At 44.6% G+C, this 19,727-nt stretch carries 20 protein-coding genes; 15 read left to right on the top strand and 5 right to left on the bottom strand.

Features of this window, described 5'->3' with window-relative positions; genetic code table 11:
* Window positions 1-7 precede the first annotated feature (7 nt).
* Together ACJJIL_RS22185 and ACJJIL_RS22180 are read left to right on the top strand one after the other, a co-directional pair.
* On the top strand, window positions 8-286 hold the full coding sequence (locus ACJJIL_RS22185) for a YheV family putative zinc ribbon protein (protein ID WP_445360788.1): 279 nt from the start codon (window positions 8-10) through the stop codon (window positions 284-286).
* The gene (locus ACJJIL_RS22180) at window positions 283-1,113 is read left to right on the top strand and encodes a hypothetical protein (protein WP_445360787.1); all 831 of its coding nucleotides are present in this window, start codon (window positions 283-285) and stop codon (window positions 1,111-1,113) included. The genes ACJJIL_RS22185 and ACJJIL_RS22180 overlap by 4 nt, the downstream gene beginning before the upstream one ends.
* Before the next feature lie 209 nt (window positions 1,114-1,322).
* On the opposite strand, the gene ACJJIL_RS22175 is transcribed toward ACJJIL_RS22180, so the two are convergent.
* Window positions 1,323-2,609: an MATE family efflux transporter gene (locus tag ACJJIL_RS22175; RefSeq protein ID WP_445360786.1), complete on the bottom strand. Its 1,287-nt coding sequence runs from the start codon at window positions 2,607-2,609 to the stop codon at window positions 1,323-1,325.
* A gap of 952 nt (window positions 2,610-3,561) precedes the next feature.
* Here ACJJIL_RS22175 and coxB point away from each other — a divergent pair.
* The 4 genes from coxB to ACJJIL_RS22155 are packed head-to-tail and all read left to right on the top strand — an operon-like array spanning window position 3,562 to window position 7,750.
* Entirely contained in the window at window positions 3,562-4,707 is a 1,146-nt protein-coding gene (gene coxB, locus ACJJIL_RS22170) for a cytochrome c oxidase subunit II (protein ID WP_445360785.1), read from the top strand.
* 20 nt (window positions 4,708-4,727) lie between these two features.
* Complete coding sequence (ctaD, locus tag ACJJIL_RS22165; RefSeq protein ID WP_282930524.1) at window positions 4,728-6,278, top strand: cytochrome c oxidase subunit I; 1,551 nt, start codon at window positions 4,728-4,730, stop codon at window positions 6,276-6,278.
* A 3-nt stretch (window positions 6,279-6,281) separates the two neighbouring features.
* Window positions 6,282-6,854: a cytochrome c oxidase assembly protein gene (locus ACJJIL_RS22160; RefSeq protein WP_282930523.1), complete on the top strand. Its 573-nt coding sequence runs from the start codon at window positions 6,282-6,284 to the stop codon at window positions 6,852-6,854.
* Window positions 6,855-6,859: 5 nt separating this feature from the next.
* Window positions 6,860-7,750: a cytochrome c oxidase subunit 3 gene (locus tag ACJJIL_RS22155; protein WP_445360784.1), complete on the top strand. Its 891-nt coding sequence runs from the start codon at window positions 6,860-6,862 to the stop codon at window positions 7,748-7,750.
* Window positions 7,751-7,795: 45 nt separating this feature from the next.
* Here the strand turns inward: ACJJIL_RS22155 and ACJJIL_RS22150 are convergent, their stop codons facing one another.
* Window positions 7,796-8,020, bottom strand: a complete 225-nt coding sequence (locus ACJJIL_RS22150; protein ID WP_413663912.1) for a DUF2909 domain-containing protein — start codon at window positions 8,018-8,020, stop codon at window positions 7,796-7,798.
* A gap of 32 nt (window positions 8,021-8,052) precedes the next feature.
* Between ACJJIL_RS22150 and ACJJIL_RS22145 the strand changes: the two genes are divergently transcribed.
* The 9 genes from ACJJIL_RS22145 to ACJJIL_RS22105 all read left to right on the top strand — a co-directional run bounded on the left by ACJJIL_RS22145 (window position 8,053) and on the right by ACJJIL_RS22105 (window position 15,107).
* Window positions 8,053-8,814, top strand: a complete 762-nt coding sequence (locus ACJJIL_RS22145) for an SURF1 family protein (RefSeq protein ID WP_445360783.1) — start codon at window positions 8,053-8,055, stop codon at window positions 8,812-8,814.
* A gap of 1 nt (window position 8,815) precedes the next feature.
* Window positions 8,816-9,454: a redox-active disulfide-containing membrane protein gene (locus ACJJIL_RS22140; RefSeq protein ID WP_444911857.1), complete on the top strand. Its 639-nt coding sequence runs from the start codon at window positions 8,816-8,818 to the stop codon at window positions 9,452-9,454.
* Window positions 9,455-9,479: 25 nt separating this feature from the next.
* Window positions 9,480-10,571, top strand: a complete 1,092-nt coding sequence (locus ACJJIL_RS22135) for a COX15/CtaA family protein (RefSeq protein ID WP_445360782.1) — start codon at window positions 9,480-9,482, stop codon at window positions 10,569-10,571.
* A 37-nt stretch (window positions 10,572-10,608) separates the two neighbouring features.
* Complete coding sequence (gene cyoE, locus ACJJIL_RS22130) at window positions 10,609-11,502, top strand: heme o synthase (protein ID WP_444940326.1); 894 nt, start codon at window positions 10,609-10,611, stop codon at window positions 11,500-11,502.
* Between the two features lie 7 nt (window positions 11,503-11,509).
* Entirely contained in the window at window positions 11,510-12,178 is a 669-nt protein-coding gene (locus tag ACJJIL_RS22125) for an SCO family protein (RefSeq protein WP_445360781.1), read from the top strand.
* A 56-nt stretch (window positions 12,179-12,234) separates the two neighbouring features.
* Window positions 12,235-13,026 carry a CPBP family intramembrane glutamic endopeptidase gene (locus tag ACJJIL_RS22120; protein WP_445360780.1) on the top strand — a complete coding sequence of 264 codons (792 nt, stop codon included), beginning with the start codon at window positions 12,235-12,237 and terminating at the stop codon, window positions 13,024-13,026.
* Between the two features lie 197 nt (window positions 13,027-13,223).
* Complete coding sequence (locus ACJJIL_RS22115) at window positions 13,224-14,420, top strand: dipeptidase (RefSeq protein ID WP_445360779.1); 1,197 nt, start codon at window positions 13,224-13,226, stop codon at window positions 14,418-14,420.
* 85 nt (window positions 14,421-14,505) lie between these two features.
* The gene (locus ACJJIL_RS22110) at window positions 14,506-14,742 is read left to right on the top strand and encodes a hypothetical protein (RefSeq protein WP_444895563.1); all 237 of its coding nucleotides are present in this window, start codon (window positions 14,506-14,508) and stop codon (window positions 14,740-14,742) included.
* Window positions 14,743-14,936: 194 nt separating this feature from the next.
* Window positions 14,937-15,107 (top strand): hypothetical protein, encoded by a 171-nt coding sequence (locus ACJJIL_RS22105; RefSeq protein WP_413663921.1) that lies wholly within the window; start codon window positions 14,937-14,939, stop codon window positions 15,105-15,107.
* An 86-nt stretch (window positions 15,108-15,193) separates the two neighbouring features.
* Here the strand turns inward: ACJJIL_RS22105 and ACJJIL_RS22100 are convergent, their stop codons facing one another.
* From ACJJIL_RS22100 to znuC, 3 genes are all read right to left on the bottom strand, one after another.
* Window positions 15,194-17,833, bottom strand: coding sequence for a TonB-dependent receptor (locus tag ACJJIL_RS22100; protein WP_445360778.1), 2,640 nt, complete (start codon window positions 17,831-17,833; stop codon window positions 15,194-15,196).
* 203 nt (window positions 17,834-18,036) lie between these two features.
* On the bottom strand, window positions 18,037-18,837 hold the full coding sequence (locus ACJJIL_RS22095) for an iron chelate uptake ABC transporter family permease subunit (protein WP_445360777.1): 801 nt from the start codon (window positions 18,835-18,837) through the stop codon (window positions 18,037-18,039).
* Entirely contained in the window at window positions 18,838-19,629 is a 792-nt protein-coding gene (znuC, locus tag ACJJIL_RS22090) for a zinc ABC transporter ATP-binding protein ZnuC (protein ID WP_445362025.1), read from the bottom strand. It abuts the gene before it with no gap.
* Between the last annotated feature and the right edge of the window lie 98 nt (window positions 19,630-19,727).

Genomic DNA, 19,727 nt, shown 5'->3' with positions numbered 1-19,727 from the left:
AGTAGTCATGATGAAGAAAGAAGATTCGGCTGAGTCTGGTAAGATCGTTAAAAAACGCTTTATTGCAGGGGCTGTGTGCCCCCGCTGTAGCGAAATGGATAAAATTATTAACTATCACAAGAATGGGAAAAATTATAGGGAATGTGTTGCCTGTGGGTTTAAGGATGAAATTCGATTGCAGTCAGCGCCAACAGAACTGTCTACTCGTGTTAACCAAGATACAGAGAAAGATATTCACGAGGAACCAGTGAAACTTATCCAACCCACAAGTAGCCGTAAAAAGTGAAAAAAATATTTTTTATACTGGTGGTTTTTATTACGGTTGCGATCATAGGTCTCTATGGCCTTGATCGCCATCGAAAAAATACAGAACGGCAGAGAGAACAAGTTGCCTATCTACTAACGAGCTGTGTGAATCAGGGGATACTTACGTTATTCCGTTTACAGGCTAATGACTGGAAGACTCATCCAGATTATTACATTGAAGAGGAAAATAGACTGGGAGCTGCGGTAAAAGCCCTACCCGATCAAATCCTTAAAGGGGAGTCTTTTGAAAAGTGGAGACATGCAATAAAGATTTGTGACAAGCTCACAAGAAATAGTAATTTGCAACATGTCACTATTTTTCGCCCCCTGGGCGATTTCTCCGAAAAGGAGATCTCCAATATATATACCTTGAAAGATCGCGGTGCTCTGCGGAAGCGTGAAAAGACTATTCACGCACTATATGAATCAGCAGAAGCTGCTGCTCGCTATATGAAAGACCTAAAGCGTGATATCAACACGCAATTAAAAGCCTTTCGTTTTTCAGATGAAGAGCGCGAATTAACTCTTCAAAGAATCAGTTCTCAGGTTTTAGATAATTACCAACAAGGTAATTTTTCCAAAAAGCAGGCAGATACCTATCTGGAAAGGGTATCTCTTTTTTACAAAACCATGGCCGAGAACCCAAAGTCCTACAGTGTCCGAAATGGCAGCCTATATTTTTATAGCCAAGAATTAAAGCAGAAGGTTGAAGACTTATATAATGCTGTCATCCAGGGAGAAGGAGCGTTTTATGGAAATTTTAAGCAAATTTTAGTGCAAAAACAGGTGCGGTCTTCAAGCTATTAAAAATGTGAGTGGGCTTTATTATTTGTTGCTTTGCCCGCTCATTATTTACCAACCTGAGATTATAGCTTTAAATGTGTTTGTAGCATCGTAAGAGATTTACTATTTTGATAGTGAGTAACCCTGACTGAAATAGTTAATTTCTTAATCGCAAAATGTGTCATAGTTGTTATTTATACATTAAAAAATAACTCTAAATATCCTGCCACGTTTTACTGTAATTTACGTACCCAGGAATTGGTTACAGTGTAGTATTGAAAATATACTATGAGCCCTAAAGATCGTGCTCCAATCCACAAAAACAAGCTGAACCATATGCCTGTATTCCCCCAATCCCTTGTAAACCACCAGGCGGGAAAGAAAACCAGTACTGAGGCTATAAACATAGTATTACGCATATCGCGACTTTTCCCAGCACCGATAAAAACACCATCGAGCTGATAGCTCCAAACCGCTAATAAAGGTAGTGCACAGAGCCACCAATATACCTGTTCCGCTTGGAAAATTACTGGTTTGATATCTGTAAATAAGGACAGAATTAAGGGTTTCCCTGAAACTAGAACCAGCGTAATCAGGACAGCGCTTCCAAGGGCCCACAAACTTGCACTGCGAACGGTATTTCTGAATAGAGCCGATGATCTCTTTGCCATGGATTCCCCAACCAAGGCCTCGGTAGCATGAGCAAAACCATCCAGGGCATAGGAAGTCATCATTAATAACTGTATAAGAATAGCATTTGCAGCAAGTACATTATCACCTTGGGCTGCCCCTTGTGCAGTAAAAAAAGTGAGTGTTAGCAAAAGCAAACAGGTTCTTATAAATAAGTCTGTATTTATCTTTAAAAGATTGATCCATGGGGATGAATCGATCCAGGGGAGAAGTTTCTTCTGCCCAATTTCTTTGTGTATATAAGACCAGATATCAACATGAACCCTGGTAAGAAGATAGAGACCCAGTAGAAATGCAAAAATATCAGCGAGTACGGTTGCCGCTGCTGCACCTTTTGCCCCTAGGCCCAGGCCAAGAATAAATAGGAAATCGAGGGCTATGTTCAGTAGATTGGCAGCGAAAAGTATATATAGAGGCGCACGGCTATCTTGTCGACCAATAAAAAAACCCAGAATGGCAAAGTTTGCCAGAGCCAGTGGGGCAGATAACAGACGTATTTGTAGGTAGGCCAGTGCGTGGGGTTGTGCTTCCTGACTGGCATTCATCCACTCAACGATATAGTAGATTAAAGGAGAGGCAACAATAAACAGAATGATTCCCAGCCCCATGGCTAATACTAGTGCACGTACTAACCATTGAATCCCAAGATCTGTACTCCGAGCCACCAGTCCGGTAGTACCCATGCGCAGAAACCCAAATGCCCATAAAAGCATCGACATTACGCTAGCACCGATAGCTACACCGGATAGGTACTCTGCAGATGGGAGGTGACCAAGAATTGCGGTATCTACTATCCCGAGTAAGGGCACTGAAATATTACTCAGGATCATTGGCCAAGCCAGATTCCAGACGCGAGACATGGGTTGGGATTCAAGTTTTGTAGAAGAAGGCATAAGTCATAACAACTAACGGATAGATTGGCTTCTAGCCGAAATCGGAAAAAGAAAAGCTGTGTAGGCGGATTCTACCAATGGTAACAGTACAGAGCCGATAAGTTACTTTTCCTAAATCGGTCTCCCAATACTGCTATTAGCAATTCATTTCGTAACGCTTACAAAATCAAAACGAAATATTTGGCGGAAAAATCATTTTGAGTGAGTGTAGATAGTACAGGATTCTGTATTGATCTGCCTGACAATACTCAAGCTTATTGAAACTAATCTGCCTTGGTTGTGTGACGCAGTCAGAATTTAGTATTAGAGATTAAAAATCGTTGTCAATCTGTGTAAAAGCAATCAGGGGCACTGAACCCGAGGGTTTATACTTCTCTTGGCAGCATTATTAATGCTTGATGAGTTGTCATCTTTCACCAAATAAATTGCCATGTCTCTATTTGGAGCGACTTTTTTTCTACTTGTGGAAAAGTATCCTATCAAAGAGGTTAAATTTATTTGTTAATCACCGAATTTTTTCACAAAGCGACAACGTTATTCAAAAATGATCCCGATTGACTTTTTCTTGTCGATGTGTTCCTTTTGTACCTGCAGTAGTTGCGACAAATAAAGAAACTGGTTGTTGGTTGTACCTTTCCGGACGACGGCATCTGGAGTAAAAAATCTTTTACTAAGAATAACAAGTTGCACTGACGGCAGTAACGCGAGGTGGTCTCCTCGCCCAGTGTATGTAGTCTTGTGTTACTACAGTATGTCCACAAATTTTGTGTGGAATTAATCCTGTTAGGCAGTTGATACAGGTAAAATTCGCTTATCCGTGAAGGCCAGTGGCCAAAATAAAAATTACGGGTTTCCCTGAGAGACCCGCAACCACGGAGATCTGTAGGCGATGTTGAAAGGCTTTGATCGGCTGTTCGCCTTGCTGGCTACTTCGCTATCTGCACAAGAGGTGTTAGCGAATGAGCAGGACGTTGAACGCTGGGGGGTTAATATGCCCCAGGGGGTGACAGAAGTCGCCCAGACCACCTACGAGCTACACATGCTGATCTTTTGGATTTGTGTGGCTATAGGGGCATTGGTGTTCAGCATCATGTTCTACAGCATGTGGCGTCACCGCAAAAGTAAGGGATACCAAGCGGCCCAATTTCATGAGAGCACGGTTGTGGAATTGGTGTGGACTATTATTCCCACCGTTATCCTGATTCTGATGGCGATTCCGGCCACCAAAACGCTCTATGATATTTACGATACTGAGGAAGAAGATCTCAATATCGTAATCACCGGTTATCAGTGGAAGTGGAAATATGAATATCGGGGCACTGATGTTTCATTCTTTTCCAGCTTGTCCACTCCCAAAGCTCAAATTGATAACCTTCAGCCTAAGGGTGCTAACTACCTCCTAGAAGTCGATGAGCCCCTGGTTGTTCCTATCAAGAAAAAAATACGCTTCCTGATTACTGCCAATGATGTCATACATGCGTGGTGGGTCCCAGATCTAGCCGTTAAAAAAGATGCTATCCCCGGTTTTATCAATGATGCCTGGACGCGTATTGAGGAGCCGGGAATATATCGCGGGCAGTGTGCTGAATTGTGCGGAAAAGACCATGGCTTTATGCCTATTGTTGTGAAGGCAGTGCCACAGGCGGAATACGATGCCTGGCTGAGTTCTCGTGCAGCAGAAGCCATAAAAATGCGTGAACTTACAGCGAAGACATTTACCTTCGAAGAGCTTTTTGCTCAGGGTGAAAAAGTCTATACACGCACATGTGCCGCCTGCCACCAGCCGAACGGGCAGGGAGTACCCGGAGTATTCCCGCCGATTGCTGGATCAAAAATTGCTACCGGTCCCCTCAATGGCCACTTAGATATCGTTATCGATGGTTCTACGGTAAACCCCGCAATGCAGGCTTTTGGTGAGCAGCTATCAGAAGTGGATCTGGCAGCGGTAATTACTTACCAGCGAAACGCTTTCGGCAACGAGATGGGTGATACGGTCCAACCCGTAGATATCCTCAACTTTAAGAATAAGCAGTAAACGCCCGGAGGAATTTAAGAATGGCACATGGTCCTCAACCCGGTATAAAGCGTTGGCTCTATACGACCAACCACAAAGATATAGGCTCTATGTATTTGTGGTTTAGTTTTGCGATGTTCCTGCTCGGCGGATGTATGGCATTGGTTATACGCGCTGAATTATTCGAGCCCGGTTTGCAAATTGTACAGCCGGAATTTTTCAATCAAATGACCACAATGCATGGTCTGATCATGGTATTTGGTGCAGTTATGCCGGCTTTTGTGGGGTTGGCTAACTGGATGATACCAATGATGATTGGTGCGCCAGATATGGCACTGCCAAGAATGAATAACTGGAGTTTTTGGATTTTGCCCTTTGCTTTCGCAATGTTGGCATCGACCTTATTTATGGAAGGGGGTGCGCCTAATTTCGGTTGGACATTTTATGCGCCACTTTCAACGGAATATGCGCCACCCAGCGTAACTTTCTTCATTTTTGCCATTCATATTATGGGTGCCTCGTCCATCATGGGTGCGATCAACATTATCGCTACCATTTTGAATATGCGTGCTCCTGGTATGACCTTGATGAAAATGCCGTTGTTTGTATGGACCTGGCTGATCACTGCTTACCTTTTGATTGCTGTAATGCCGGTGTTAGCTGGAGTAGTGACCATGATGTTGATGGACATTCATTTTGGCACAAGTTTCTTCAGTGCAGCCGGTGGCGGTGATCCGGTTTTATTCCAGCATGTGTTCTGGTTCTTTGGACACCCGGAAGTTTACATCATGATTTTGCCGGCCTTTGGCATTATCTCTGCAATTATCCCCACCTTCGCTCGTAAGCCTCTTTTTGGATACAGCTCGATGGTATATGCCACCGCAGCAATTGCATTCCTGAGCTTTATCGTATGGGCGCACCATATGTTTACTGTGGGAATGCCGATTGCTGGTGAGCTGTTCTTTATGTATGCCACAATGCTGATCGCTGTACCTACAGGAGTGAAAATCTTTAACTGGGTTTCCACTATGTTCCGGGGATCCATGACGTTTGAAACCCCGATGCTTTTTGCAATTGCATTCATCATTCTTTTCGCCATCGGTGGATTCTCTGGTCTGATGCTAGCGATTGCGCCTGCAGACTTCCAATATCACGATACGTACTTTGTGGTTGCCCATTTCCACTATGTGCTGGTTCCTGGTGCAATCTTCTCAATTACTGCTGGTGTTTACTATTGGTTGCCCAAATGGACTGGCCATATGTATAGCGAAGTCATGGGCAAGGTACATTTCTGGCTGGCATTTATTGGTCTCAATGTAACTTTCTTCCCAATGCACTTTGTTGGTCTGGCCGGCATGCCACGTCGGATACCTGATTACGCACTGCAATTTGCGGATTTCAATCAAATATCCAGTATCGGTGCCTTCCTGTTTGGCGCTGCACAAATAGTATTTTTGTTTAATGTGGTACGAACTGTAATGGGCGGGAAAAAAGCATCCGATCAGGTTTGGGATGATCCTGAGGGACTGGAATGGACGGTTGCTTCCCCTGCCCCATATCACACGTTTAGTACGCCACCGGTTGTACGCTAACCTATGAAAGTTGGAGCAAATGCAAAGGTAACTATCAAGCTGCTGGCCGTGGCGACCAGCATGCTGGTATTTGCAATTTTCATTATGCCGCCTATTTACGATGTCTTCTGTGAAATCACAGGACTCAATGGTAAAACCGGTGGTCGTTATGAAGCTGTGCCAGCTGCGGTTGATAAAAATAGGCTGGTCACAGTGCAATTTGTGGCAAACAATAATGAAAATATGCCATGGGAATTTCGCCCGAGTGTGATGTCTTTGAAAGTACACCCTGGAGAAATTAAAGATACTGTTTTTATTGCAGAAAATAAGACATCTAGGGATATGGTTGGTCAGGCAATTCCCAGTATGGTTCCTTTCAAAGCTGCTGAGTACTTTCATAAAACAGAGTGTTTTTGCTTCAACCAGCAAGAATTAAAAGCGGGAGAGACTGCAGAATTACCACTACGTTTTATTGTGGATCCAGATCTTCCCGCAAGTGTTAATACTGTAACGCTTTCCTATACGTTGTTTGATGTAACGGAAAGGTTTGCCAATAAAACCGATAAGAATGATATCGACCCCGAGCGAGAGGGATAAAAATTATGGCTAGTGAAAGCAGTTATTACGTGCCCGAACAATCCAGGCTGCCAATTTTTGCGACGATAGGTTTATTCCTAATAGCGTTCGGCGCAGCAAATTGGATTAATGGAGGAAGCTCTTATATTTTCTTCACCGGTGCATTAGCGATGGCCGCAGTTTTGTGGTTTTGGTTTGCTGCCGTAATCAAGGAGAATATGGCAGGGCTCAACAGTGAACAGCTAAAGAGATCATATGTTTGGGGAATGGGCTGGTTTATATTTTCTGAGGTGATGTTTTTTGCTGCATTTTTTGGAGCACTTTATTACATACGCAATTTTACGGTTCCCTGGCTAGGTGGTGAAGGTGATCGAGGAATTTCCAATATGCTTTGGGAGGGATTCGAAAGTAGCTGGCCTCTATATGTGACTCCTGACGCCGCAGCAAACGGAGAAACTGCAAAATTCATGGGGCCTAAAGATGTGATAGACCCATGGCACTTACCACTATGGAACACCATCATACTTCTCTCCTCCAGTGTAACTGTGCACTTCGCACATGTTTTTCTGAAAAAGAATCAAAGAAAAAATTTCAATATATTACTGGCAATCACTGTGGCATTGGGTGGGGCGTTTATTTTTCTACAAGGTAAAGAATACTACGAAGCCTATCAACACTTGGGGTTAACACTTGAGTCAGGAATCTATGGTACAACATTCTTTATGCTGACCGGATTTCATGGTGCCCATGTCACACTCGGTACAATTATGTTGTTGATCATGTTGTTAAGGTCTGTGATAGCCAATCATTTTAGACCTGATGATCATTTTGGCTTTGAAGCAGCAAGTTGGTATTGGCATTTTGTCGATGTAGTTTGGGTCGGGCTGTTTATATTTGTATATGTTCTAGGTGCTTAATGTGGGCAAGGCTTTCTATCGTATTAATAGAAAGCCTTTGTTTTCTTAATATTTATCAGCCCAAGGTGCCGTTTTTGCCAAAATGCCACTTTCAAAGCCGTACCAAATGGCAAGAAGTAAGAGTGACGCTAGGAGTATTCTAATACCTAATGCGTAGAGTGTGCGCTTGGATTGAGGTGTTCCCATATCTCTAAGTAGAAAAAAAAGTGCACTTGAAAGACTTGCAAGTACGGAAAGGAATAGGACAACAATAACAATCTTTAGCCACATTTTATTATTTTCCATTATTTATGTAGTTGCGCATGATAGTAGATATTCCATCAGCTTCTGCGAAAGATATCAGTTTACCACTGATTCGCAATTGGCCCATCACGATATTTTCTCTGGGTGCATTCATCCTTTTTATCTTTTTAGGATTGTGGCAGCTTGATAGGGCAAAGCAGAAAGTCGAACTTATACAAAAGGTAGAGAGTAGGCTCTCTCTGCAACCGCAGGAAATCTCAAATCTAAGTTCTTATCAAGAGTATGCGTCTGTAACTTTAGTGGGAGTTTTCCAGAAGGAAATATATTTTCTGGATAACAGAACAAGAAACGGTCGTGTTGGCTATGAAGTACTACAAGTATTCTCAACAGAAAGTACTGATTGGCTTATCAATAGAGGTTGGATTCCCTCTACTGGCGACCGAGATAGCTTACCTGAAGTAACAGCTTCACTTGATGTGAAATCACTTCAGGGCTACTTATACCCTATCGATACTGAAACCTCCTCGAGTGTTAGTCTAGACCCGGTTTTTAATAATAGAATTCAACAAATAAATTCAAATTTCATTGAGACTATAGGCTTAGTTAACAATGGATGGTCGATCCGTTTGTTTGCGGATTCAGGTGCAGCTTTAATTACTGATTGGAATTTTTTCAATAGTGGCCCTGAAAAACATCAAGCGTATGCTTTCCAGTGGTTCACGATGGCAATAGCTGTCTGGCTTTTATGGGCTTATTCAGCCACAAATATTATTTTTAGATTACGTCGTAGATTGAGTAGAAGTTTGAAAAAGGAGTTTTAAAATGAAATCAAATAGTCAGCCAGTTTCACCTGAAAGAAATCTGAGCAAAAGGAAGCCAGCGAATAAAATCATTCAAGGACTCTCAGTGCTAGCATCCGTCGTACTCCCAATTACAGCTGCCTATGTCGTTTACTATACGGGCTTAGGCATGCCTAAAGAGACGATTAATCAAGGTGAATTATTGCAGCCCCCATTTGATATCACTGAAATAAAAATCACCTTTCAAGGACAACAGCAATCCCTGGCACAAGAGGGAGAATCAAAATGGCGATATCTAATATTAAGTGACAGTGATTGTGGTAAAGATTGTGAAGATCTCCTGTATATAAGTAGGCAGGTTCATATTCGGCTGGGGGAAAAAGCTCATAGGGTTGAGAGGTTACTGGTGGTTGGTGATAGTTTGGATGAAAAACGACAAGAACAAATACAAACTGAGCATCCGAAACTAAAAATAGTGAATTTGGATGATGAAAACTTTAAGCAGTTGGTACAGAAAACTGATCATGGCGGTGTAACTTCAACCAAGGCATTGCTGGTTGATCAGGAGGGTTATGCAATGATGGCCTATGATCGGCAGCATAGCGGAAACCAATTACTTAAAGATATAAAAAGATTATTGAAGTACTCCTACGAGCAATAAGATTATTATTCGGAGATTTTCAGTAGTGTCTAAACAAAAAACCCCTAAGAATTGGCGACATATCATTACCTGGGCGGCCTGTATTCTCGCTGTCGTAGTTGTTGTTCTAGGTGCATTTACTAGGCTGGTGGATGCCGGTTTGGGCTGTCCAGACTGGCCTGGTTGTTATGGTCATCTCACCTGGCCGAATGATATAAAAGAAATTAAAACGGCCAATATGATTTTTCCGGACTCTCCGGTAGATGTTAGTAAAACTTGGCCGGAAATGGTTCATCGATACTTTGCAGGAACTTTACTTTTATTCGTTGTATTACTCACTTATCTTGCTTGGAGAGATCGGCAAGCCCCAACCTTTAAGCAAACACATATTCTTTTAATTATTATTATACTGCAAGCTGCTTTTGGGATGTGGACGGTAACCTTGAAGCTTTGGCCGCAGGTAGTTACTGCTCATCTATTAGGTGGAATGGCAACATTATCTATGTTGTGGATTCTCTGTGAAAGGTTGGCTGATAAACCTAGACAATTACATGGGAGGTATTTACCGGGAATAAGGCGATTACGACTACTTGCACTGACTGCAGTTGCAATAGTAATTCTACAGATTGGACTCGGTGGTTGGACCAGCTCTAATTACGCAGCTTTAGCCTGTCCAGATTTTCCAACTTGTCATAACCAATGGTGGCCACAGGCAAACTTTGTAGAAGGCTTTAATATTTTTCAACAAATTGGCCCAAATTATTTAGGTGGTGCATTAGAGAATGATGCACGTACAGCCATACATCTTGCCCATCGTATTGGAGCACTGATTACAACAGCAATTGTACTTATTCTTTCATTTTTAGCTTGGAGATATGGATTGAGAGGTTGGTCATTATGGCTTACCGGGGTACTACTTCTTCAAGTCAGCTTGGGAATAGCAAATGTTGTTATGTCTCTACCATTAGGGATTGCTGTGGCACACAATGCTGGTGCAGCTCTTCTACTTCTTAGTTTGCTAACTTTTTGTTATCGAATATACACAATGAATGCCGTCATTATAAATAAACAAGAGGTAGTCGATGTGGAAGTAATAGAGCGGGGAGAAGGTTTAACTACCGTATCCAATCTTAATTAGATACTAAGCGTATATAAATATAAAAATAGGTGCGAATATGGCCATAAACTCCACGGGAATACATCAAATTCAATGGCGGGACTACTATGAGCTTACTAAGCCTCGAGTAGTTATGCTTATGCTGTTAACTTCTGTTATTGGAATGTTTTTAGCTGTTCCAGGAATGGTGCCGCTAGATATTTTAGTATTTGGTAATTTGGGAATTGCATTTTGTGCGGGTAGTGCTGCGGCAGTAAATCATTTAGTTGATCGTCATATTGATACAAAAATGGCTCGTACCAGTAATCGCCCGATTGCGAAAGGACGGCTTGAGCCAGTTAAAGCGGTTGCTTTTGCTCTTATCTTGGGTGTGACAGGAATGTTTATCCTGTTGGTTTTTGTAAATGCCCTTACCGCTTGGCTAACCTTAATATCTCTTCTCGGATATGCGGTGATTTACACTATGTTCCTGAAACGCGCCACACCACAAAACATTGTTATTGGCGGGCTTGCAGGAGCCGCTCCGCCCCTACTGGGATGGACTGCGGTTACTGGGGAAGTGCATGGGCATGCATTGTTGTTAGTATTGATTATTTTTGCTTGGACCCCTCCACACTTTTGGGCCCTTGCCGTACATAGAAAAGAAGAGTATGCAAAAGCTGATGTTCCTATGTTGCCGGTTACACATGGAATACCCTATACAAACCTAAATATAGTTTTGTATACCTTTATTTTACTGGCCGTTAGCCTATTGCCCTTTGCCACCGCGATGTTTGGGTGGTTATATTTGCTGGGAGCTGTCGTACTTGGATTTGGTTTTGTTTATTGGAGCCTTGTAATGCTCATTGGAAAAGATCCCAATGCTGGCATGGAGACTTTTAAATATTCAATAATTTATTTAATGGCACTATTTTTTATCATGCTATTAGATCATTATTTAATTGAGGTGTGAGGGAAAAGTGGAAAATCAATATTCTGCCATCGATAAACAGAAACGTGGAATTAGAATTACCGTTATTATTCTTCTAGTATTGATTCTTGCTGTGCTTGCTGGATTTATACATAAGCTCGGACAACCTCGTATTATTACTGATGAGGAACTTAGAATTAATGGCACTGTAAAACTGCAGAGACCAAGAATCATAGAAGATATACAATTATTGTCTGATGACAGTAGAGATTTCTATACCAAAGACTTTCAAGGTAAGTGGACTTTGGTATTTTTTGGGTTTACCCACTGTCCAGATATCTGTCCAACAACTCTATCTACACTTAATAATTTTTATAACACTTTAGACGAAAGTACCAGGGCATCTACAGACGTAGTACTCGTATCGGTTGACCCAAGCAGGGATAAGCCGGAGCAGTTGGGGCAGTATGTCCGTTATTTTAATTCTGAATTTCGTGGTATTACCGGTGATTTTTTTAAGCTGAAGAAATTTGCCACTCAGCTAAATGTACCTTTTAATAAAGTTTCTCTTGCTGAGGGCGGTTATACTATCGATCATGGATCTCAAGTTGTATTAATTAATCCTAGAGGACATTATCACGCCTTTTTTAAGGCACCTCTAGATCCTGCGAAAATGAAGTTGACCTATCGTTCAATACGAGCGACCTTTAATGGATAGTGAAGGAATCGCATGAGTCATTGTTATCAACTAAGATATTAATTCTGGGCCAATCGATGCAAAATGAAGTTGCTGCTTTAAGGAGAAGAGGAGATCAGACACCATCTGGTATGGTTAGTCCTTGGGCTGCACCTATCTTGCTATCACTTTGTATAATTCCTTTTGGCTGGAGTGGGCTTATAGCCCCTTTAATCTGGATTTTCCTGCGAGCAATAGAGTCTACTAGCAGTTGGCCGAGAGCGCTGTCTTTTCTTTCTGTAGCAGTTTTAATGCTGGTATCGGGGTTAAATTTGCTTCCCGGTAGTGAACATATCCAGGTATTGCCACCCTATATAGATGCAAGTGGTAATCTTATCTATGCCAGCATAAACAGCGGTAAAGCAGTTATTGCTATTGCTTTATTGGCTTTTATGTTGCGCATGAAGCAGTCCTTCCGTTTTACGGACTTACCCTATCTTTTATTGGCTATATTTACTCCCGTTGCATTGGGTCTACTCCTATATACGCCTTCGATAAAATTTACTGGCACTATCGCCGTTGCGGTAATGATAAACTTAGTAATTGTTTGCATTTCTGAAGAGGGGTTCTTCCGGTGGATATTACAGCGGGGTACCGAAGAACTATTAGGGCGCTGGCGCTGGTTATCCGTACCAGTTGTAGCTACGGTGTTTGTGCTTCTACATGGAGGGTGGTCAACAGATATCTCCGCAGTTCTATTATTGATAGTCGCCTCAATCTGTTATGCATTGATTTGGACATTGCGGCAGAATTTTTGGATATGCGTAATGACGCATTGGGGGGTAAATCTTTTGCATATGCTCTTGTTGCCTTACCCGTTACCTGGCTAGGCCATATATCATCTGCTTTGGATCATTGTTTTATTGTTACCCCTAAGATTCAGCCAATCTGCAGTTATAAGAAAGACAACGATTTAATCTTTGTAGATTAACAAATCAAAGTAATGTATTTAAGAAATGTGATTCTAGATGAGCACCATCTACGGTAAATTTTCTAGATATATTTATACAAATAGGGAGATTGTCATTTGAAAAATTATTTTTTAGTTGGGACATTATGTGTACTAACTTGCAACCCTGTATTTGCAGGTGAAGGTAAAGATCTAGCTCAAGAGCTGGTTCAAGAGTATTTGATTGTTGATGGACATGTAGATGTTCCCTATCGTCTCGAACAAGCTGAAGAGGATGTTGGACTTAGTACGGATAAGGGAGACTTTGATTACCCTCGAGCTAAAGCAGGTGGACTAAATGCCCCCTTTATGTCTATTTATGTCCCTGCAGAAAAGGAGGACGAGGGTATTGCCAAATCGTATGCAGATACTTTGATTGATAAAGTGGAGGCAATGGTCAAACAGCACCCGGATAAGTTTGCAATACCTAAGTCAATAAATGATCTACAAAAGCAAGTCGATGCTGGCTTAATTTCCTTACCTTTGGGTATAGAGAACGGGGCTCCTATTGAGGGAGATCTTGCCAATTTAAAGTATTTCTCTGATAGAGGGGTGAAGTACATTACCTTAGCCCACTCAAAGAGCAATCATATCTCTGATTCCTCGTATGATAAAAACAGGCCCTGGGAAGGCTTGAGTGCATTCGGAAAGCGCTTGGTACGAGAGATGAATCGGATGGGAGTAATGATCGATATTTCCCACGTATCAGATGCAGCTTTTTGGCAAGTTGTTGATTTATCCGCTGTTCCTGTTATCGCTTCACACTCTTCGGCAAGGCATTTTACGCCGGGATTTGAACGAAATATGAATGATGAAATGATAAAGGCGTTAGCTGACAACGGCGGTATCATCATGGTGAATTTTGGCTCTACTTTTATTAGTGGTGATTCACTGAATTCATATCGTGAAATAACTAATCAGGTTGAGAAATTTGCTAAAGAAAAGGGTTTACCCAAGGATAGTAAGGAAGTTGAGGAGTACTCCGATAAGCTTTCAACTGAGAAGTTCATTTATGCAGATTTGGAAGATGTTCTTGATCATTTCGACCATATTCGTGATTTAGTGGGAGTGGATCATATAGGCATTGGATCGGATTTTGACGGTGTCGGAGATAGCTTGCCCGTCGGCTTAAAAGACGTCTCTCAATATCCTAATTTGGTTGAAGGCCTGCTAAAGCGTGGGTATAGCAAGCAGGACATTAAAAAAATTCTAGGCGGAAATTTAGTTAGAGTTTGGCAAGCTAATGAAGATTACGCCAAGCGCAATAAAGGATGAGACTCACACTCCTCTAACCAGCTGAGGCTGCACTATTCTGTCAATAATGTTCAAACGGGCAAAGCCCGTTTGTTTTGTATTATTAATGCAGAAAATGCTTTTGGCCGGTTATTTTCGATCTAAGAAAGTACGATTGATGGTGGGTTGGACTGGGTTGTCGATTGCCGGTGTATTCTTTCTGTGGGGAATTTTGGGTTTTATTCCCTTTATTCCCTCAATGTTAGATATTTTTGGCGTATTGGGATTGCGAATTCCTGCGGCCCTCACCGTGCTTGGATTACTGATGGCTGCAATAGGATTTTGGGAGTTCGATGAAGATTAGAGGGCTTGCTAGGTGTTGAAGGCGTCAGATTTCTTTATCTTGTTGGCAGTTTTAGTTTCACTGGTATTATCCGCCGGTTTATGGTTTAGCGGCTATAAGGAGCAGGGCATATTTACCGCCCTTTGGGTTCCAACCGTGCTCACTTTGGGTATCTATTTCAAAGTGACGGCTCTATTGGCCCGCAGGAACTGACTGTGCCAGAGTCTTACTTGCTTTTTATTGGGATAGCAGTCTCACTGTTTGAATTGATCGGTATTATGCTGGGTATCCATGAGTTTCGTAAAGCGGGACTGGAAATGGCTAAACAGAGAATTTCCCTAGAGGCTGCTGCAAAGAAGGCTAGACAGAATATAGAGAACAAATAAATAGCGGCTGAAAAAGCAAAGCGGCGAAAATTGAAAAGGGGAAGCGTAAGCTTCCCCTTTTTTATGTGCTGATCTACTTATAGTGATTAGAAACTATAAGTCATCTTGCCGTAGATAAAGCGACCACGGGGATCGTGTTGTGACTGCACATAACCATAAAGGTCTGCGTCGCCATCACCGATAGCGAAGGGCGGCTCCTCATCGAAGACATTATCCGCCCCCAGGCTCAACACCATATTCTCGAAGCCGGTATAACGGGCCTGCATATTCATGGTCAGGAAGGAGTCTACAGTGCGGGAGTTATTGCTGTCATAGTCGAGAGTCCCGTCGAAATCGATGTCCGGGGTATCCTCAAACTCACCAATATAGCTGAGTCCGGCACTAAATCCGAAGGTGTCAAAGGTCCAGTCAGCGGTAGCGTTCCAACGGTGTTGTGGATACTCGTACTCTCCGGCCAGATCGCGGGTGATAAATGCGTCTCCGCTGGAGTTCAGTTCAACACGCTCAAATTCAGCCAGGTAGGAGTAATCCAGGCGCAGGCCAAGCTCTCCGCCCACAAGCTCGAATCCGCTGTAGACAATACTTAGGTCGACGCCTGATACGTCCTGTTCGCCGATATTGGTGAAGCTGCTGTCAATAGATTGCAGGGCGCCAAGGGTTTGGCCGTCAACTGGTGTATCGCGACGGCACACGGTGCTGTCTTGGTCCCAACAGTAGAGGTTGTAGATATAGCCGAAGGGGACCTCGTCAATCTTACCTTCCTGGGTGATATTCCAATAATCCAGAGACAGTCGCAGGTCCTCTATAGGCTCGTAAACAGCGCCAATGTTGAAGGATTCAGACTCTTCCGCATCCAGGTCCGGGTTTCCAGAGAAGATAATGGTGTAATCGGTGCTCGCGCAGTAAGCATCGTTAACTTCACAGCCGTAGGTATCGACAAAGAATAGGGATTCCTGTGATGGGCCGAGACCGACCTGCGCCAATGATGGCGCGCGGAAGCCGGTGCCCCAAGAGGCGCGCAAGGACAGCTGATCAGTTGCAGTCCATAACAGATTTGCCATGGGGTTGGTGGTGCTGCCAAAGTCGCTGTAATCATCGTAGCGGGCGGCCACAGTCAGATCGAACCTGGCGGGGAGGGGAATAGCTACCTCTACATAAGCGGAGGAGATATCCCGGCTGGCGCTGGCGGATACGGACTCAGTACCGAAGATCAAACCGCGCTGGAACTGGTCATCAGGGATATCGGAAGCCTTTTCCTCTCGGTATTCCAGGCCTGCGGCCATTGCGATGGTGCCACTGGCGGTATCGACTAAATCTCCATTGACTGAGAAGTTATAGCTGGTCAGGTCAGACTTGCCTTGTCGGACCAGGCTGGTGGTGATGGCATCAATCACTGAGTCCGGGTTCTGAACCCCGCCAAACGGATTATAGTTACCGGCATTAATCTGCTCCTGTAACAGGTCCGTACGCACCCAGCCTTGGGAGCGGTCACCGGTCTGGGTTGTTTCACTGCGGGAGCGCTGAACAGAAGCCTCCCAGTCCCAGTCGGCGACAGAGCCGCGCAGGCCGAAGACACCGCGTAAGTTATCGGTTTCGATATCCCACTGGCGGGCGCCTGCATCCACGGTACGATAGCGGTAAATATCCACATCTTCGCCGAATGGGTTATTGGGATGATCTGCCAGTACATAGAGACCCGCGTCGCCATCGAGGGGGGTGGGTGCACCCTGGGCTACGGAGGTATTGTGCTGAACAGCGACCTCGCTAAAGAACTCCACGCCTTCGGCCAACTGGGTATGGCCAAGCATTAATAGGCCAGTGCGTTCGGCTTCGGGTGTGATCAAAGTCCAGGGGCCGTAATCATAGACACAGACTTCACCGGTATCGCGCTCTTCGGGACAGTTGGGGTCGGAAACAAAGGTACCGCCCACATTAAAGCTACCGGGATAGCCCCTGGAGGAGCGGAAGTCCATACCGCCACGGCTGGATTGGTTAGCGGTATCCAAACCACTGCGTTCGGTGCTGGATAGGCGGCTGTTTTTATGGTGGTCAAAAATAACAGTCAGGTTTGAGTCATCCCCATTGATGCCCCAGACAGCGGACATGGATTGTTCGTCATAGCCATCGGCACCACCGTAATCTACGGATACCTCAGTACCTTCAAAGTCTCTACGCAATACCAGATTGACCACACCGGCAACGGCATCGGAACCGTAAATTGCGGAGGCGCCATCCTTTAGGACTTCGACCCGCTCAATCGCCGCGAGGGGTACACTGTTGATATCCACAAAGTTGGTAGTGATGCTCTCGGCAAATGCGCTGATAGCCACCCGGCGGCCATTTACCAGTACTAAAGTGGCGTCGGCACCCATACCGCGCAGGCTTACAGCGGCAGCTCCGTTTGCGGTAGAGTCCTGGTTGTTACCCCGGGTTGAGAAGGTGCCATTACCTGCGGCAGGGTTTTTTTCAAAAAGCTGCTGCAGATTGGTGTATCCCGACTTTTCGATGGCATCGCGATCCATTACCTGGATCGGGGTAGCTGTTTCAAATTCAGCGTTTCGACTAATACGGGAACCCACAACTGCAACTTCTTCCATCGCCTGATCCTCGGCGGCAAAGAGTGTTTGTGGGCTAGTGGCAGCGGTTGCCGCCACTATGGCTGTAGTTAATACCTTGCGACGAAGAGAGAACTTTTCCATATCGTTGTGAGTCCATTTTTTTGTCATTATTGGTGACCGGCCTAATACGGCTGGTCGTCGGGCAACACTAGCAACGACGGAAAACTGACACAATTAGCTAGCGGCTAACCATCAGCTTATTGCGATAAACGGTGACGGGCATCTCACCAATAGGTAGATTTAAGCGACAATTTGCGACAAATAACGAAATAAAATAAGAAATTAGGATGAGATTAACCTGCGGGCTACCTTCAGCTGGTTCGCACTTGTGAAGTGAGAAAGAACAGTGCTGCGGCCAGAACAATGGACGGGCCCGCCGGTGTATTCCACAGGATAGAGGCAAGAAGACCGAGTACTACCGCTAAGCATCCCAGCAATGAGGCCAGCACCGCCATACGCTCTGGAGTGTGCGACAGTTTTCGCGCGGTAGCTGCGGGAATAATCAGCAGGGCGGTAATTAACAGAACCCCGACAACTTTCATTGCGATCGCAATCAGTATTGCCAGCATCAACATCAGAGCGATCCGCAATCGCTCGATAGGGACACCTTCCACTGAAGCTAATTCCTCGTGCAGGGTGAAAGCCAGTAACTGTTCCCACAGGAAATAAAGCAGTCCCAGGATTGTGGCGGCGGCAATGGCCATTAGTACCAGATCCTGGCCACTGACCGCGAGTAAATCTCCCAGCAACAGAGATAAGAGATCCACCTTAATCTTAAAGAAACTGACGGTGACAATCCCCAGTGCCAGCATGGAGTGGGACAATATGCCCAGCAAGGTATCTACAGCGAGCTTTTGGCGCTGCTGTAAATACATCAGCAGCAGTGCCAGTACACAGCAAGTAATACCGACGGCCACCGTTGGCATAATTTGAAGTACAAAACCCAGCGTCACTCCAAGAAGGGCTGAGTGAGCCAGGGTGTCGCCGAAATAGGCCATGCGTCGCCACACGGCGAAGCAGCCCAAAGGGCCGCTGACAATAGCGACCATAAGGCCGGCGGCGAGGGCGTACCAGAGAAATTGGCTGTGCAGTAATTCGCCGAAATCAACCACTTATTTTTGCTCTTTGTTTTTAGTATTTGTGTGAGTGTGTTGATGATTGCAGCTGCTTGCGGGCGCAATATCTCCACTTAATTTATGTTGGTGGTTATGTTGGTGGGTATAGGGGGCGACCTTGTCCCCAAATAATTCCAGATAGGCAGGGTGGCGGCTTACTTGCTCCGGGTGTCCGTGACAACAGATATGCTGGTTCAAACAAAGGACCCGGTCGGTTGCAGCCATAACTAAATGAAGGTCGTGGGAAACCAGTAACACACCGCAGCCGAGCTCGTCGCGCAGAGTGGCAATTAACTGGTACAACTCACTTTGACCACCGATATCGACTCCCTGAGTGGGTTCATCGAGGACCAGCAGCTGAGGTTTGCGCGATGCGGCACGAGCGAGTAAGACCCGCTGCATTTCTCCACCGGATAGATTTGCCAGAGAGGCGCCTCTAAGCTGCCCTGCGCCCACCCTGTCCAATGCCGACTGCGCTTGCTCGGGCTTTATGGCCGGTTGGCCAAGTTGCAAGAAGCGTTCAACTGACATGGGCATTGAGCTATCGATATGAAGCCGCTGGGGCATATAGCCAATACGCAACCCAGTTTGTCGCCACACGCGGCCCTGGGTCGGCTGGCTGAGCCCCAGCAGAAGGCGAAGGAGAGTGGTTTTGCCGGCTCCATTAGGGCCTATTAAGGTGACAATCTCCCCCTGGGACAATTCGACTGTAATATCTTTAAGTAACTGCCTGCCGCCCACCTGAAGGGCGATATTGTCAGCTGTGATAAGCGGCTGGGGTGGATTCAGAATTCAATCTCCGCAGGGAAGTCTTTAAGATGTTTGCTTCCATACCTTCTTTACCGGATATGGACAACCAGGCTGGCAGCTTGGCGCTGGTTGTGATT

This window comes from Microbulbifer maximicatervae (SeqCode) (genome assembly GCF_052468095.1).
This window is presented reverse-complemented; position numbering and strand designations above follow the sequence as displayed.

Excerpts from the sequence above, each read along its gene's own strand:
- ACJJIL_RS22120 (WP_445360780.1), top strand. The coding sequence starts at position 12,235 with ATGCAAAATGAAGTTGCTGCTTTAAGGAGAAGAGGAGATCAGACACCA.
- ACJJIL_RS22175 (WP_445360786.1), bottom strand. The coding sequence starts at position 2,609 with ATGATCCTGAGTAATATTTCAGTGCCCTTACTCGGGATAGTAGATACC.
- ACJJIL_RS22140 (WP_444911857.1), top strand. The coding sequence starts at position 8,816 with ATGAAATCAAATAGTCAGCCAGTTTCACCTGAAAGAAATCTGAGCAAA.
- coxB (WP_445360785.1), top strand. The coding sequence starts at position 3,562 with ATGTTGAAAGGCTTTGATCGGCTGTTCGCCTTGCTGGCTACTTCGCTA.
- cyoE (WP_444940326.1), top strand. The coding sequence starts at position 10,609 with ATGGCCATAAACTCCACGGGAATACATCAAATTCAATGGCGGGACTAC.
- ACJJIL_RS22160 (WP_282930523.1), top strand. The coding sequence starts at position 6,282 with ATGAAAGTTGGAGCAAATGCAAAGGTAACTATCAAGCTGCTGGCCGTG.
- ACJJIL_RS22110 (WP_444895563.1), top strand. The coding sequence starts at position 14,506 with ATGCAGAAAATGCTTTTGGCCGGTTATTTTCGATCTAAGAAAGTACGA.
- ACJJIL_RS22155 (WP_445360784.1), top strand. The coding sequence starts at position 6,860 with ATGGCTAGTGAAAGCAGTTATTACGTGCCCGAACAATCCAGGCTGCCA.
- ACJJIL_RS22185 (WP_445360788.1), top strand. The coding sequence starts at position 8 with ATGATGAAGAAAGAAGATTCGGCTGAGTCTGGTAAGATCGTTAAAAAA.
- ACJJIL_RS22145 (WP_445360783.1), top strand. The coding sequence starts at position 8,053 with ATGATAGTAGATATTCCATCAGCTTCTGCGAAAGATATCAGTTTACCA.
- ACJJIL_RS22100 (WP_445360778.1), bottom strand. The coding sequence starts at position 17,833 with ATGACAAAAAAATGGACTCACAACGATATGGAAAAGTTCTCTCTTCGT.
- ctaD (WP_282930524.1), top strand. The coding sequence starts at position 4,728 with ATGGCACATGGTCCTCAACCCGGTATAAAGCGTTGGCTCTATACGACC.
- ACJJIL_RS22150 (WP_413663912.1), bottom strand. The coding sequence starts at position 8,020 with ATGTGGCTAAAGATTGTTATTGTTGTCCTATTCCTTTCCGTACTTGCA.